This is a genomic window from Enterobacter cloacae complex sp.6700776 (assembly GCF_048284255.1).
Lineage (GTDB): Bacteria > Pseudomonadota > Gammaproteobacteria > Enterobacterales > Enterobacteriaceae > Enterobacter > Enterobacter intestinihominis.
Window position 1 is genome coordinate 105,450 of the sequence record NZ_JBLVYK010000010.1, and the last position, 15,089, is coordinate 120,538.

The window sequence follows — 15,089 nt, forward strand, 5'->3', positions numbered from 1 at the left end:
TCCGCAAGACAAAATAGTTAGCGCTATGTTACGCACGCCCGAAAGCAGGAGTAAACCCTTCCAGGGAAATTCCTGACATTATGGAGAAAGAGTGCAAGTCGTTACCAGGTCTATTAGAATTGCCAACAGTACAACGCCGATAAGATGATGATGAATAACTTACCTGACACGCCTGATTTGCGCATTTTACTGATTAAACTTCGCCATCATGGTGACATGTTACTCACCACCCCCGTCATCAATTCATTGCGCCAGAAATGGCCTGAAGCCCAAATCGACGTCCTTCTCTATGAAGAGACGCGAGACATGCTCGCCGCGCATCCGGCAATCGGTACGATCTATGGTATCGATCGTAAATGGAAGCAGTTGGGGACGCTGAAGCACCTGCAAAAAGAGTGGCAGTTGCTTCGTGCTTTACGCGCTCAGCATTATCATCTGGTGATCAATCTTGCCGATCAGTGGCGCAGCGCGCTGGTTACCCGTTTCACCGGCGCACCGGTTCGGCTCGGGTTCGCTTTTAACAAGCGCAATAATGCCTTCTGGCGTTTTTGTCACAGTGAACTGGTCTCGGTCGCCAGCCATCAGAACCTGCACACCGTTGAACAAAACCTGTCCATACTGAAACCATTACCCGTTGCCGCCAGACCCGCCGTCACCATGGCTTACAGCGCGGATGACTGGCACCATGCTCATCACAAGCTGACACAAAAGGGCGTGGGGGAACGCTATATCGTTATTCAACCCACTTCACGCTGGTTCTTTAAGTGCTGGGACGAAGGCAAAATGGCGCAAACTATCGCCGCGTTGCAGCAGGACGGCCACACTATCGTCCTTACGGCGGGACCGGATAAGAAAGAGCTGGCGATGATTGACCGCATTCTTGCCGCCTCCCCGCAGACGGGTGTTGTATCGCTGGCAGGGCAGTTAACCCTGCGCCAGCTGGCCTCGCTTATCGATCACGCAGCCCTGTTCATTGGCGTTGACTCCGTCCCCATGCACATGGCCGCCGCCCTTCAGACGCCCTGCGTGGCGCTGTTTGGCCCGTCAAAATTGACGTTCTGGTCGCCATGGCAGGTTAACGGCGAGGTCATCTGGGCTGGTAACTACGGCCCGCTTCCCAACCCTGACGCCATTGATACAAAAACGACGGAACGTTATCTCGACGCCATCCCCGTTGATGCTGTCGTCTCCGCCGCAAGGAGATACCTGCAATGAAGCTTCATCGTCTGGCCATTGTGCGCCAAAAATATCGGCCGGATGGGGGAGCAGAACGTTTTGTCTCCAGGGCACTCACCGCGCTGAGCAATCAAAATCTTGAGCTCAACGTCATCACCCGCGAGTGGCAGGGCGAAAAGCAGGACGACTGGCATATTCATATCTGCGATCCACGAAAGTGGGGCCGCATCAGCCGTGAACGCGGCTTTGCACACGCCGCGCGCGCGCTGTGGCAGCAACAGCAGTTTGATATTGTACAGAGCCACGAACGTATTCCGGGCTGCGATATTTACCGCGCCGGAGATGGTGTACATCGACGCTGGCTGCTACAGCGTACGCGTGTTCTTCCCGCCTGGCGCGCGAAGCTGCTCATGCACGATCGCTATCACCGCTACGTGATGAACGCCGAACGTGAAATGTACCAGGCTCCCGAGTTGAAAGCCGTTATCTGTAATGCGGAGATGATCAAGCGCGAAATCGTCGAAGACTTTGATATTGACGCAAAAAAGATACATGTGATTTATAATTCAATAGATTCCCGCCGCTTCGTTCCGGCAGAAGAGAGGCAGCGCGCTGTACTGCGTAAGCAATTTGGCTTACCCGCTGATGCCGTCATTTTCTGCTTCGTGGGTTCAGGGTTTGAACGCAAGGGGCTGGCAAGCGCTATTCAGGCTATAGCAGGAACATCGGCGTGGCTGGTTGTGGTCGGTCAGGATAAAGCGGAAAGCCGCTATCGCGACCTCGCCCGTTCATTAGGCTGTGAGGGGCAAATCCGTTTCCTGGGGATGCAAAAAGAGACGCTGCCATTTTATCAGCTTTCTGATGGTTTACTGCTGCCGACGCTGTATGATCCTTTCCCTAACGTCATACTTGAAGCAATGGCCTGTGGATTGCCCGTCATTACGTCAGAGAGTTGCGGTGGTTCAGAATTTATTGAGCAAGGCCAGAACGGGTTTTACTGTGATGCACTTGATATCCACACATTGAAGGAGGCCGTCATGTCCATCCCTTCACTGGAAAAAAATAACAATATGGGGCTTGCGGCGCGTGAACGCGTTAGAGAAGCAACCCCTGAAAAACTATCAAGTCAGCTTATTTCGCTTTATCAAAAATTACTGGATTAATAATGCGCATCCTAATGATTATTGATGGTTTACCCGGTGGAGGAGCCGAAAAAACGGTTCTCACCCTCTCCAGCGGACTGACAGAACTGGGGCATCAGGTCACCCTTTTCTCCTTACGGAAGGTGTGCGACTACGCCATTCCGGAAGGCATCGATTTTCAGGTCGTGCAGGATACCTGTAAAAAACCCTGGCGGAAGCTGACCGAGATCCCGCGTCGCGCCCGTTTGCTGGATCGCGCCATTGAGCAGGCAGAACGCAGCGGTAAATTTGACGTCGTCTTCTCGCATCTGCATAAAACCGACCGTATCGTGGCGCACAGCCGCGTGCTGGATCGCGATAAGGTCTGGTTTTGCGTACACGGGATGTTCTCCTTCTCCTATTTGCGCCATCGCAGCGGGCTTTCTCGCTGGTTTAAGCATTATAAAATTCGTCATACCTATGAAAACCGCAACGTGGTGGCGGTATCCGGCGCCGTGCTGCACGATCTGTCTGAAGTACTCGCGATCCCCCTGCGGCGCAAAGCGGTTATCCATAACCCGTTTGATATCCCTGAAATTCAGCGTCTGGCGGAAGCGCCCTTTGAGATGCAGGGGCAGAATTACATTATCCACGTTGGCCGTTTTCATGAGCACAAACGTCACGACCGGCTGCTGCGGGCGTTTGCGATGAGCAAGATTGACGCATCGCTGGTGTTGATGGGCAAAGGCTCTGACGTGAAAATAAACCAGCTCAAACAGCTTGCCGCTAAGCTGGGAATTGAAAACAAGATCGTCTTCCGCCCGTTTGAAACCAATCCTTATCCGTGGATCAAAGGTGCACGCCTTTTAGTGTTAAGTTCCGACTGCGAAGGTTTTGGTAATGTACTGGTAGAGTCCATTATCTGTCAGACCCCACCGGTGAGTACAAACTGCCCTGGCGGCCCTGCTGAGATCCTTACTGGCCCCCTGGCGCGCGGTCTGACAGCGTTAACCGACGAATCACTGGCGAATACCCTGGCAGAACTGTATGCCTCTCCGCCGGTTGTTGATCGCGAAACGATCGCATCGTTCGGTATCAACGCCATTTGCCAGCAATACATTGCTTTGGTCGACAACCAAAAATAATCAGGTTTCATATGCAAAATTCAGCGCCTTTATTAAGCGTGGTGGTTGCCGTTTATAACGGTGAAGCTTTTCTCGATCAGTTCTTTACCTGCCTTGTAAATCAACACATCGACAGTATGGAAGTCATCATCGTGAATGACGGCTCCACTGACCGCTCGATGCAGATTGTCGAAAAATGGCGCGAACAGCTGCCACAGATGCAGGTTATTGAACAACCTAATCAGGGCGTGTCCATCGCGCGTAATACCGGCCTGGCCGTTGCGACCGGCCAATATCTCTCTTTTCCGGATATTGATGATGTCTTCAAACCCGGCATGTACCAGCGTCTGCTGGATATGGCCGTCACGCAGAACCTGGATGTCGCCACCTGCAATGGCAACTACGTCTGGGAAAATAACAAAAAACCGTCTCGCCCTATCTTCCCTGAAGATAAGCTCGCCTCAACGGGCGTCATGAATGGCGCGGCATGGTTAAAAACGGCGCTGGATTCACGTAAGTTCCTGCATGTGACCTGGCTGAATATCTATCGTCACGATTTTATTCGTCAGCACGGCTTCCGTTTCGAGCCTGGCCTGCGCCATCAGGATATCCCGTGGACGACTGAGGTGCTGCTTGCTGCGGAACGCGTTCAGTACACCAGCGAACGCTTTTACGACTACTACATTCACTCCGCCTCGGTATCGCACACCCCGGATAATGACGACACGCTGATTCGCTCAGCGCGCCATTACATGAAGATCCTGAAGATGCTTGATGCCATTAACCAGCGCTACCCGGATAAAGTGAAAAATATCCCGGCCTGTCACTGGCAAATCGCCAAAGAGGGTCTGGGAATTATTCATACCTTCGACAACATGAAGGATGAAGCGAAGAAATCAATGATAATCAAAGAGTTCTTCGACACCGGGATCTGGAAGCTCATCTGGAAAAGTGCCAAAAGCCCGCGTTTGCGCTGGCGCCTGGGCCGACGCTACTTCCGTTTAAAACGGTATCTGGCATAAGAGATAGCTTTAGCACGCTTAAATGCTTAGAATTTCCCGGCCGAAACTAAAAAAACGGATAATCGCTTGGAATTGTTGTATACCGCCCTGCTCTACATCATTCAGCCACTGGTGTGGCTGCGACTGTTGCTTCGTAGCCGTAAAGCGCCTGCGTACCGTAAACGCTGGGCCGAACGCTATGGCTACTGCCGCAATAAAGTGGCGCCGGACGGTATTCTGCTGCATTCCGTGTCAGTCGGGGAAACGCTGGCCGCCATTCCACTGGTGCGTGCCTTACGCCATCGTTATCCGTCACTGCCCATCACCGTCACCACGATGACGCCAACCGGCTCAGAGCGCGTGATGTCTGCCTTCGGTAAAGACGTGCATCACGTCTACCTGCCGTACGATCTCCCCTGCGCCATGAACCGTTTCCTGAATACCGTTCGCCCTAAACTGGTGATCGTCATGGAAACTGAACTGTGGCCGAATATGATTTCCGCCCTGCATGCCCGTAAAATTCCTTTGGTTATCGCCAACGCGCGTCTGTCGGAACGCTCGGCGAAAGGGTACGGCAAGCTGGGTAAATTTATGCGTCGCCTGCTCAGCAAAATTACGCTGATCGCCGCGCAGAACGAAGAAGATGCCGCGCGCTTTATCGCCCTCGGCCTGAAGCGCAACCAGCTTGCGGTCACGGGTAGCCTGAAGTTCGATATTTCCGTCACCCCTGAACTCGCCGCCCGTGCGGTAACGCTGCGTCGTCAGTGGGCGCCGCGTCGCCAGGTCTGGATTGCCACCAGCACCCATGACGGCGAAGAGGCCATTATTCTTCAGGCTCACCGCCAGCTGCTGGAAAAATTCCCTGATTTACTGCTGATTCTGGTGCCTCGCCATCCTGAGCGTTTTAAAGATGCCCGGGAGATGGTGCAAAAAGGCGGTTTCAGCTTCACCCTGCGCAGCAGCGGCGAAATCCCCTCTGGCAGCACGCAGGTGGTGATTGGCGATACGATGGGCGAACTGATGCTGCTGTACGGGATTGCCGATCTTGCTTTCGTTGGCGGAAGCCTGGTGGAGCGCGGTGGTCATAACCCGCTGGAGCCGGCAGCCCACGCCATTCCCGTGCTGATGGGTCCACACACGTTTAACTTCAAAGATATCTGCGCGAAATTGCAGCAAGCCGATGGCTTAATCACCGTGACCGATGCGGACTCGGTGGTCAAAGAGGTCTCAACCCTTCTGACTGACGAAGATTACCGCCTGTGGTACGGTCGTCACGCCGTTGAAGTCCTGCATCAGAACCAGGGCGCACTGACCCGTCTGCTGCAACTTTTGCAACCTTACCTGCCGCAGCGGAGCCACTAATGTCAACGCGTCTGTCGGTCGTGATGATCGCCAAAAACGCCGCCGACCTGCTTCCGGATTGCCTGGCCTCTGTTGCCTGGGCTGACGAAATCGTCATTCTCGATTCCGGAAGTACGGACAATACGGCGGACGTTGCCCGTGCAGCCGGGGCAAAAGTCTTTACCGACACCGACTGGCAGGGCTACGGTATTCAGCGTCAGCGTGCGCAGGGTTACGCCACAGGCGATTACGTGTTGATGATCGATACCGATGAGCGCGTCACCCCGGAACTCCGACAGGCCATTCAAACGGTGCTTGCTGCGCCACAGCCCGGCGCGGTCTACAGTATCGCGCGTCGTAACTATTTCCTGGGCCGCTTTATGCGCCACAGCGGCTGGTACCCCGACCGCGTGATGCGCCTCTATGCCCGCGAGCGTTATCAGTACAACGACAACCTGGTCCATGAGTCTCTGGCCTGCGATAACGCTCAGGTCATCCCCCTGACGGGCGATCTGCTTCATCTGACCTGCCGCGATTTCGCCAGCTTCCAGCGGAAACAGCTGAACTATGCCACCGCCTGGGCACAGGAGCGGCATGCGCGCGGCAAGAAGGCCACGCTGACCGGCATCTTCACCCACACGCTGGGCGCGTTTCTGAAAACGCTGCTGCTACGTGGCGGCGTGCTGGACGGCAAACAGGGCTGGTTACTGGCGGTAGTGAATGCCCAGTATACTTTCAACAAATACACCGAGCTGTGGGCGCTGAACCGCGGCTACTCAGAGAAAACGTGAGCCATGAGCACAAAAGCGATTTATCCGGGTACCTTCGATCCGATCACTAACGGTCATCTTGATATCATCACCCGTGCGGCGTGTATGTTCGACAAGGTGATTCTGGCCATTGCCGCCAGCCCGAGCAAAAAGCCGATGTTTGACCTGAACGAACGCGTGCAGCTTGCCACCGATGCGATTTCGCATTTGTCGAATGTTGAGGTCGTCGGATTCAGCGATTTGATGGCAAACTTTGCCCGTGCCCAGCAGGCCAATATCCTGATCCGCGGTCTTCGCGCGGTAGCAGACTTCGAATATGAGATGCAGCTGGCGCACATGAACCGCCATCTGATGCCGGAGCTGGAGAGCGTATTCCTGATGCCCTCCAAAGAGTGGTCCTTCATCTCTTCTTCGCTGGTGAAAGAGGTGGCGCGCCATCGCGGGGACGTTACCCACTTTCTGCCGGTTAACGTCCACCAGGCGTTGATGGAAAAGTTAAAGTAACCCTACTTCTGGCACTGACGGCAGTAAAACGTGGCGCGCTGAGCGTGCTTCGTGGCAATAATCGGCGTCCCGCATGCTCTGCACGGTTCCCCCTTACGACCATAAACCTGCAACTCCTGCGCAAAATAGCCCGGCTTCCCGTCGCTTTGCAGAAAATCCTTCAGCGTCGTCCCGCCCTGCTCAATTGAGCGCAGTAGTACCGCTTTAATCACTCTGACCAGCAGCTCGCACTCCTGCGCAGACAGCGAAGAGGCCAGCCGATCGGGATGGATCCCGGCGGCAAACAACGATTCGCTGGCATAGATATTCCCCACGCCCACGACCAGCTTGTTATCCATCAGCCAGGGTTTAATCGGGGTTTTCTTTTTCGCGCACTTCTCTTTGAGATAATCTGCGTTAAACGCCTCTGAGAGCGGCTCAGGTCCAAGATGCGCCAGCACGTTGTGCCCTTCCAGCTCTTTGGTCCACAGCCATGCGCCAAAGCGACGCGGGTCGGTGTAACGCAGCACCTTGCCGTTACTCATCACCAGATCAACGTGGTCGTGCTTTTCCGCAGGCAACTCTTCGGTGAGGATGCGCAGGCTTCCCGACATGCCCAGATGGATAATGATCCAGCCGTCAGGCAGCTCCAGCAGCAGGTATTTCGCGCGGCGCTGTACGCTCAGGACGGGTTTATCGCTTAACGCGTGGATCTCATCGGACACCGGCCAGCGCAGACGCCCGTTGCGAACGACAGCATGAAGAATAGTCGCGCCAACCAGATGGGGCTCAATGCCGCGGCGGCTGGTCTCTACCTCAGGTAATTCAGGCATGGTTCCTCCGTTGAGATGCAGAATGCAAAAAACCCCGCAGTTGCGGGGTTTTTCAATACAAGGAGACTAAAATTATTTGATTTTAGCTTCTTTGTACAGTACGTGCTGGCGTACAACTGGATCGAATTTTTTCAGTTCCAGTTTTTCCGGCTTAGTACGTTTGTTCTTCGTGGTGGTGTAGAAGTGACCTGTACCAGCAGAAGAAACCAGCTTGATTTTCTCGCGAATACCTTTAGCCATGATTTATTTCCTCTTTAAGTACTTAGTACTTTTCGCCACGGGCACGCAGTTCGGACAGAACTGTATCGATGCCTTTCTTATCGATTACACGCATACCTTTAGCAGATACGCGCAGGGTGACAAAACGCTTCTCGCTCTCAACCCAGAAACGGTGAGAGTGCAGGTTCGGCAGGAAACGGCGTTTAGTCGCGTTCAGTGCGTGGGAACGGTTGTTACCGGTCACCGGACGCTTGCCAGTAACTTGGCAGACTCGGGACATGTCTATTCTCCAAAAATCAAATTAGCTCGAGCTTCGTATGGGGTATCGGCGCCTCGTCAGGCTTTACAGCCCGGTCATCGCATAGTTCTATTGAACTCTCGATTGCCAGGCCCAAATGCCAAACCCGAGATTCTCAAAGGTGGCGTAGTATACGCTGACTCGGCGGTGTGCTCAAGTCCCGAACAGACAAAGATCCCGATGGATCGCGAGAAAAGGCCTAAATCCAGCCACGTTCGGCAAAAGAAATGTACTCTCCGCGGCCAATTATCAGATGGTCCAGCACACGAATGTCCATGAATTGACAGCATTTGATAATACGTTCGGTAATTGCTTTGTCAGCTCTGCTTGGTTCTGCACAGCCAGAGGGGTGATTATGCGCGAGGATCACGCCGGCTGCATTCACTTTTATCGCTTCCCGCACAATTTCACGCGGATGCACCTCAACGTGGCTCAATGTTCCCGAAAAAAGGCGGGTATGTTTCAGTACCCGGTTTTTGTTGTCGAGAAAGATCACCATAAAGATCTCCCGCTCCAGATCGGAAAGCTGGCTTTGCAGAAATTCGCGGGTCATGTCGGGGGTGAGGATCGGGTCTTCTTCCTCCATACGCACGTTGTAAAATCGCCGGGCCAGCTCCGCAATGCCCCGCAGCTGGGCATATTTCGCCACGCCAATACCCTCAACGTGCGTAAACGCCTCCAGCTCGGCGGTCAACAATCCATACAGTGAGCCGAAATGGTCTATCAGCTCTTTCGCCAGCGTAAATACCGTTTTCCCCGGCGTGCCTGTGCGTAAAAAGAGCGCCAGCAGCTCGTCGTCCTTTAACAACGTGACGCCATGGCGCAGCATTTTTTCACGCGGTAGCAGCAGTTCAGTCTCTTCCATGCCCGGCCTCCTTCTGTTTGCCATTATGCTGCCACAGGCAAATTCGGGGCTCGACGCTGGCGTTTCGTTCTTGCGTAGCACCTCGCAAAGTGAATTAAGGACATCATCACCCCGTTTTAGGGATTGTGATAAAATGCCCGCTCTCTGGTGAAACCCAACAGGAAAGAATCATGATGAGCCTGGCCGGTAAAAAAATCGTTCTTGGCGTCAGCGGCGGTATTGCTGCCTATAAAACGCCAGACCTGGTGCGCCGTTTGCGCGAGCGCGGGGCCGACGTACGGGTCGCGATCACCGAAGGCGGCAAAGCCTTTATCACCCCGCTGAGCCTGCAAGCCGTCTCGGGATACCCGGTATCCGACAGCCTTCTCGACCCGGCAGCCGAAGCCGCAATGGGCCATATTGAGCTGGGGAAATGGGCCGATCTGGTTATCCTTGCCCCCGCCACGGCAGATGTAATTGCCCGCGTGGCGGCCGGGATGGCGAACGATTTGGTAACGACCATTTGCCTCGCCACGCCTGCGCCCGTCGCGGTTGTACCCGCAATGAACCAGCAGATGTATCGCAACGCCGCTACCCAGCATAATCTGGATACGCTGGCCTCGCGCGGCCTGCTAATTTGGGGACCGGAGAGCGGCAGCCAGGCCTGTGGCGACGTGGGGCCAGGGCGTATGCTCGACCCATTGACGATTGTTGATATGGCCGCCGCCCATTTCTCGCCTGTCAACGATCTGCAACATCTCAACATCATGATTACCGCGGGCCCCACGCGCGAGCCGCTGGATCCGGTGCGATACATCACCAACCACAGCTCCGGCAAAATGGGCTTTGCGATTGCTGCCGCGGCAGCCAAACGCGGCGCGAACGTGACGCTGGTGAGCGGCCCGGTGTCGCTTACCACCCCTGCGTTTGTGCGGCGTATTGATGTAACTACCGCGCTGGAAATGGAAGCCGCCGTACAGGCGCATGCTCAACAACAGCATATTTTTATCGGCTGTGCGGCCGTCGCTGATTACCGCGCCGAAACCATTGCCGACGCCAAAATTAAAAAGCAAGGTGATGAATTAACAATAAAAATGGTGAAGAACCCGGATATCGTTGCCGGTGTCGCCGCATTGAAAACTCATCGTCCTTACGTTGTTGGGTTTGCCGCAGAAACGAATAATGTGGAAGAATATGCCCGGCAAAAACGTACCCGCAAAAACCTCGATTTGATTTGCGCGAACGACGTATCGCTGTCCACGCAAGGATTTAACAGCGACAGCAACGCATTGCACCTTTTCTGGCAGGATGGAGATAAAGTCTTACCGCTTGAGCGCAAAGAACTCCTGGGCCAACAATTACTGGACGAGATCGTTACCCGTTATGATGAAAAAAATCGACGTTAAGATTCTGGACCCGCGCGTTGGCGAGCAATTTCCGCTGCCAACGTATGCCACCTCCGGCTCTGCCGGTCTTGACCTGCGCGCCTGTCTCGATGACGCCGTAGAACTGGCGCCGGGTGCAACGACCCTGATCCCGACCGGGCTGGCGATTCACATTGCTGACCCGTCACTGGCAGCGGTGATCCTGCCGCGCTCTGGCCTAGGCCATAAGCATGGCGTCGTACTGGGTAACCTGGTCGGCCTGATCGACTCTGACTATCAGGGTCAGCTGATGGTATCCGTCTGGAACCGTGGCCAGGACAGCTTCACCATTGAACCGGGCGAGCGTATCGCGCAGATGGTGTTTGTACCGGTGGTGCAGGCAGAATTTAACCTGGTGGCAGACTTCGACGCTACCGACCGTGGCGAAGGCGGCTTCGGCCATTCCGGGCGCAAATAACCGCCCGACAAACACGCATCTCACAGCGCCATAATGCAATAACAAACCGCAAACGTCAGTTTGCGGGTCGCTGTGTGGTTGCCAGCCTGACAAGTGCTTATTTTCAGGGGTATTTTGTAACATGGCAGAAAAACAAACCGCGAAAAGGAATCGTCGCGAAGAAATACTTCAATCTCTGGCTCTGATGCTTGAATCCAGCGACGGCAGTCAACGCATCACCACCGCCAAGCTGGCGGCCTCTGTGGGCGTGTCAGAGGCGGCGCTGTATCGTCATTTCCCGAGCAAAACCCGGATGTTCGACAGCCTGATCGAGTTTATCGAAGATAGCCTGATCACGCGCATCAACCTGATTCTGAAGGATGAAAAAGACACCAGCACGCGTCTGCGTCTGATTGTGCTGCTGATTCTGGGCTTTGGTGAACGTAACCCGGGTCTGACCCGTATTCTGACTGGCCACGCGCTGATGTTTGAACAGGATCGTCTGCAAGGCCGTATAAACCAGCTTTTTGAGCGTATCGAAGCCCAGCTTCGTCAGGTTCTGCGCGAGAAGAAAATGCGGGAAGGTGAGGGATATAATACGGATGAGACGCTGCTGGCAAGCCAGATCCTGGCATTTTGCGAAGGGATGCTCTCCCGGTTTGTGCGCAGCGAGTTTAAATATCGACCAACGGACGATTTTGACGCCCGCTGGCCGTTAGTGGCAGCACAATTACAGTAACGCCATCGCCGGATGGCGGCTTCGCCTTATCCGGCCTACGAACAGGTAGGCCCGGTAAGCGTAGCGCCACCGGGCAACGCAATTAAACCCCGAACTCTTCGCGATACGCTTTTACCGCCGCCAGGTGATCCGCCATCTCAGGCTTCTCTTCCAGATATGCAATCAGGTCTGTCAGCGTGATGATAGAGATCACTTTGCAGCCATAATCGCGTTCCACTTCCTGAATAGCAGAGATGTCGCCACGCCCGCGTTCCTGACGATCGAGCGAAATCAGCACACCCGCAAGCGTTGCACCGTTAGCCTGGATAATCTCCATCGATTCACGGATCGCGGTGCCTGCGGTGATCACGTCATCCACCAGCATCACGCGGCCCTGCAACGCACTGCCGACCAGATTGCCGCCTTCACCGTGGGTTTTGGCCTCTTTACGGTTAAAGCAGTACGGTACGTCGCGGTCATGTTGCTCCGCCAGCGCCACCGCCGTGGTGGTTGCAATTGGAATGCCTTTGTACGCGGGGCCAAACAGCAGATCGAAATCAATCCCGGAATCTACCAGCGCTTCGGCATAGAAGCGGCCTAACAGTGCCAAATCGCGCCCGGTATTAAACAGCCCGGCGTTGAAGAAATACGGGCTTTTACGACCGGATTTCAGCGTGAACTCGCCAAACTTAAGTACCTGCTTGTTAAGCGCAAACTCAATAAACTGGCGCTGATACGATTTCATGGATTTGCTCCTTTGTCTTTTCAGTCTTACAGGCAAAAAAAAGGCGACTCATTGGTCGCCTTAAAATCAATTTTCTAACGCCGCTTTCTGCGTCGCTACAATAGATTCAATACCCCCTCGGGCCAACGCCAGCAAGGTGAGTAGTTCTTCGTGAGTGAATGGCTCGCCTTCTGCCGTGCCCTGCACTTCAATGATGCGACCATCTTCGGTCATCACCACGTTCATGTCGGTTTCTGCGGCAGAATCTTCAACGTATTCCAGATCGCAAAGCGCTTCGCCGTTAACAATACCAACGGAGACAGCAGCAACCATCCCTTTCATTGGGTTGGTTTTCAGCTTACCGGCGGCAACCAGCTTGTTCAGCGCATCTGCCAGCGCCACACAGGCACCGGTAATGGAGGCCGTACGCGTGCCGCCATCGGCCTGGATCACGTCGCAGTCCAGCGTGATGGTGAACTCACCCAGCGTTTTTAAGTCAACCGCGGCGCGGAGCGCACGTGCGATCAGGCGCTGGATCTCCATAGTACGGCCGCCCTGCTTACCTTTTGCCGCTTCACGGGCATTACGGGTATGGGTTGCGCGCGGCAACATACCGTATTCGGCGGTGATCCACCCCTGCCCCTGACCTTTCAGGAAGCGAGGCACGCCCTCTTCGATGGACGCGGTGCAAAGCACCTTGGTGTCACCAAACTCAACCAGCACGGAGCCTTCAGCGTGTTTTGTATAGTTACGGGTCAGGGTGACGGGACGCACCTGGTTGGCGCTACGACCTGCTGGACGCATGATGGATTCTCCGGCTTGAAACGAATGTGGCTGCGCATTATACGGATAAAGGACGCTTATTCCTATCCTGAGAAGCCCCTGAAAGCTATAATCCCCCCATCTCTCCTTTAAAAACGGGAATGTCTATGATCCGCAGTATGACCGCCTACGCCCGGCGTGAAATCAAGGGTAGCTGGGGTAGCGCTACCTGGGAAATGCGCTCGGTAAACCAGCGCTATCTGGAAACATATTTCCGTATGCCGGAACAGTTCCGCAGCCTGGAGCCTGTGGTGCGTGAGCGTATCCGTACGCGTCTGACCCGCGGGAAAGTGGAATGTAACCTGCGTTTTGAGCCCGATGCCAGTGCCCAGGGCGAACTGATCCTGAACGAAAAGCTGGCAAAACAGCTGGTTAATGCGGCGAACTGGGTCAAAATGCAAAGCGATGAAGGCGAGATCAACCCGGTTGATATTCTGCGCTGGCCTGGCGTGATGGCCGCCGGAGAGCAGGATCTGGACGCGATTACCGCTGAAATCCTGGCTGCACTCGACGGCACGCTGGATGACTTTATCGTTGCCCGCGAAACCGAAGGCCAGGCGCTGAAAGCGATGATTGAGCAACGCCTTGAAGGCGTGAGCGCCGAAGTGACTAAAGTGCGCGCGCATATGCCAGAAGTGCTGCAATGGCAGCGTGAGCGACTTGTCGCCAAACTGGAAGAGGCGGAAGTTCAGCTGGAAAACAACCGTCTGGAACAAGAGCTGGTGCTGATGGCGCAGCGTGTAGACGTGGCTGAAGAGCTGGATCGTCTGGAAGCGCACGTTAAAGAGACCTATAACATCCTGAAGAAGAAAGAAGCGGTAGGCCGCCGTCTCGACTTTATGATGCAGGAGTTCAACCGCGAGTCGAACACGCTGGCGTCTAAGTCTATCAATGCAGAGGTGACCAATTCAGCAATTGAACTGAAGGTCCTGATTGAGCAGATGCGCGAGCAGATCCAGAATATCGAGTAATACCTTTCAGGGTGGTGTCTGGCACATCACCCATTACTTTTTCTAATCCATATTAATCCTTACTTTCTTTGTCCCCCGCCTTATCACAAGCCCGTCTGCCATGCGTTGATAAATTTGTGTAGGGCAAATCCCCTCGCCTTAGAAAATCTCAATCGTGATCTTGCGCACAAATCGCTAACCTCCTCCACTTCATTCCGGAGGGTTTATGCTGCTTCACATTCTCTATCTTATTGGCATTACCGCTGAAGCCATGACCGGCGCACTCGCCGCCGGACGTCGCCGTATGGACACCTTCGGCGTGATCATTATTGCCACGGCCACTGCGCTCGGCGGCGGGTCCGTGCGCGATATCCTGCTTGGCCATTATCCGCTCGGCTGGGTTAAAAACCCTGAGTACGTCATTATCGTGGCAACGGCAGCCGTGTTAACCACGATTGTAGCTCCGGTGATGCCTCATCTGCGCCGCTTGTTCCTGGTGCTGGATGCGCTTGGGCTGATTGTTTTTTCCATCATTGGCGCACAAATTGCTCTCGATATGGGTGAAGGCCCGGTTATCGCCACCATTGCGGCGGTGATCACGGGCGTGTTTGGCGGGGTGCTGCGCGATATGTTCTGCAAACGTATCCCGCTGGTTTTCCAGAAGGAACTGTATGCCGGCATCTCCTTTGCCGCGGCAGTGCTTTATGTCGCCTTGCAGCACTATGTCACCAACCACGATGTGGTGGTTATCTCCACGCTGCTGTTTGGTTTCACCGCGCGTATGCTGGCATTGCGCCTGAAGCTGGGCCTGCCGGTTTTTCATTACAAGCACAATGCGCATTAA

At 54.6% G+C, this 15,089-nt stretch carries 18 protein-coding genes; 12 read left to right on the plus strand and 6 right to left on the minus strand.

Annotated elements, in window-relative coordinates:
* The first annotated feature begins 144 nt into the window (after positions 1-144).
* The 7 genes from rfaQ (at position 145) to coaD (ending at position 7,037) form a co-directional block, all read left to right on the plus strand.
* Positions 145-1,215: a putative lipopolysaccharide heptosyltransferase III gene (rfaQ, locus tag ACNQ0T_RS15640; protein ID WP_038415028.1), complete on the plus strand. Its 1,071-nt coding sequence runs from the start codon at positions 145-147 to the stop codon at positions 1,213-1,215.
* Complete coding sequence (locus ACNQ0T_RS15645; protein WP_320684085.1) at positions 1,212-2,339, plus strand: glycosyltransferase family 4 protein; 1,128 nt, start codon at positions 1,212-1,214, stop codon at positions 2,337-2,339. Before rfaQ ends, ACNQ0T_RS15645 begins: the two co-directional genes overlap by 4 nt.
* Before the next feature lie 2 nt (positions 2,340-2,341).
* Positions 2,342-3,442 carry a glycosyltransferase gene (locus ACNQ0T_RS15650; RefSeq protein ID WP_023299022.1) on the plus strand — a complete coding sequence of 367 codons (1,101 nt, stop codon included), beginning with the start codon at positions 2,342-2,344 and terminating at the stop codon, positions 3,440-3,442.
* Positions 3,443-3,453: 11 nt separating this feature from the next.
* A complete protein-coding gene (locus tag ACNQ0T_RS15655; RefSeq protein WP_058646800.1) occupies positions 3,454-4,443 on the plus strand; it encodes a glycosyltransferase in 990 nt (329 codons plus the stop codon).
* 66 nt (positions 4,444-4,509) lie between these two features.
* Positions 4,510-5,784 (plus strand): lipid IV(A) 3-deoxy-D-manno-octulosonic acid transferase, encoded by a 1,275-nt coding sequence (waaA, locus tag ACNQ0T_RS15660; RefSeq protein ID WP_003860874.1) that lies wholly within the window; start codon positions 4,510-4,512, stop codon positions 5,782-5,784.
* Positions 5,784-6,554 carry a glycosyltransferase family 2 protein gene (locus ACNQ0T_RS15665; RefSeq protein WP_003860875.1) on the plus strand — a complete coding sequence of 257 codons (771 nt, stop codon included), beginning with the start codon at positions 5,784-5,786 and terminating at the stop codon, positions 6,552-6,554. The genes waaA and ACNQ0T_RS15665 overlap by 1 nt, the downstream gene beginning before the upstream one ends.
* 3 nt (positions 6,555-6,557) lie before the next feature.
* Positions 6,558-7,037 (plus strand): pantetheine-phosphate adenylyltransferase, encoded by a 480-nt coding sequence (gene coaD, locus ACNQ0T_RS15670; RefSeq protein WP_022646622.1) that lies wholly within the window; start codon positions 6,558-6,560, stop codon positions 7,035-7,037.
* A gap of 2 nt (positions 7,038-7,039) precedes the next feature.
* Here the strand turns inward: coaD and mutM are convergent, their stop codons facing one another.
* From mutM to radC, 4 genes are all read right to left on the minus strand, one after another.
* Positions 7,040-7,849 (minus strand): bifunctional DNA-formamidopyrimidine glycosylase/DNA-(apurinic or apyrimidinic site) lyase, encoded by an 810-nt coding sequence (gene mutM, locus ACNQ0T_RS15675; RefSeq protein WP_003860879.1) that lies wholly within the window; start codon positions 7,847-7,849, stop codon positions 7,040-7,042.
* A gap of 72 nt (positions 7,850-7,921) precedes the next feature.
* The gene (rpmG, locus tag ACNQ0T_RS15680) at positions 7,922-8,089 is read right to left on the minus strand and encodes a 50S ribosomal protein L33 (RefSeq protein ID WP_003024094.1); all 168 of its coding nucleotides are present in this window, start codon (positions 8,087-8,089) and stop codon (positions 7,922-7,924) included.
* Positions 8,090-8,111: 22 nt separating this feature from the next.
* Positions 8,112-8,348, minus strand: a complete 237-nt coding sequence (gene rpmB / locus ACNQ0T_RS15685) for a 50S ribosomal protein L28 (protein WP_002436699.1) — start codon at positions 8,346-8,348, stop codon at positions 8,112-8,114.
* Positions 8,349-8,565: 217 nt separating this feature from the next.
* Complete coding sequence (gene radC / locus ACNQ0T_RS15690) at positions 8,566-9,231, minus strand: RadC family protein (protein ID WP_006812419.1); 666 nt, start codon at positions 9,229-9,231, stop codon at positions 8,566-8,568.
* Positions 9,232-9,404: 173 nt separating this feature from the next.
* Here radC and coaBC point away from each other — a divergent pair, with 173 nt between their 5' ends.
* The 3 genes from coaBC (at position 9,405) to slmA (ending at position 11,770) form a co-directional block, all read left to right on the plus strand.
* Positions 9,405-10,616, plus strand: a complete 1,212-nt coding sequence (gene coaBC, locus ACNQ0T_RS15695; RefSeq protein WP_087878399.1) for a bifunctional phosphopantothenoylcysteine decarboxylase/phosphopantothenate--cysteine ligase CoaBC — start codon at positions 9,405-9,407, stop codon at positions 10,614-10,616.
* Positions 10,594-11,052: a dUTP diphosphatase gene (dut, locus tag ACNQ0T_RS15700; RefSeq protein WP_015570042.1), complete on the plus strand. Its 459-nt coding sequence runs from the start codon at positions 10,594-10,596 to the stop codon at positions 11,050-11,052. Before coaBC ends, dut begins: the two co-directional genes overlap by 23 nt.
* Before the next feature lie 121 nt (positions 11,053-11,173).
* Positions 11,174-11,770 carry a nucleoid occlusion factor SlmA gene (gene slmA, locus ACNQ0T_RS15705; protein ID WP_003860901.1) on the plus strand — a complete coding sequence of 199 codons (597 nt, stop codon included), beginning with the start codon at positions 11,174-11,176 and terminating at the stop codon, positions 11,768-11,770.
* Positions 11,771-11,852: 82 nt separating this feature from the next.
* Here slmA and pyrE read toward each other — a convergent pair whose 3' ends face one another.
* Positions 11,853-12,494, minus strand: coding sequence for an orotate phosphoribosyltransferase (gene pyrE, locus ACNQ0T_RS15710; protein WP_038415022.1), 642 nt, complete (start codon positions 12,492-12,494; stop codon positions 11,853-11,855).
* Between the two features lie 66 nt (positions 12,495-12,560).
* A complete protein-coding gene (rph, locus tag ACNQ0T_RS15715) occupies positions 12,561-13,277 on the minus strand; it encodes a ribonuclease PH (protein WP_015570044.1) in 717 nt (238 codons plus the stop codon).
* Positions 13,278-13,402: 125 nt separating this feature from the next.
* Between rph and ACNQ0T_RS15720 the strand changes: the two genes are divergently transcribed.
* Together ACNQ0T_RS15720 and ACNQ0T_RS15725 are read left to right on the plus strand one after the other, a co-directional pair.
* Complete coding sequence (locus tag ACNQ0T_RS15720) at positions 13,403-14,266, plus strand: YicC/YloC family endoribonuclease (protein ID WP_038415021.1); 864 nt, start codon at positions 13,403-13,405, stop codon at positions 14,264-14,266.
* Positions 14,267-14,471: 205 nt separating this feature from the next.
* Entirely contained in the window at positions 14,472-15,089 is a 618-nt protein-coding gene (locus tag ACNQ0T_RS15725; protein WP_023299016.1) for a trimeric intracellular cation channel family protein, read from the plus strand.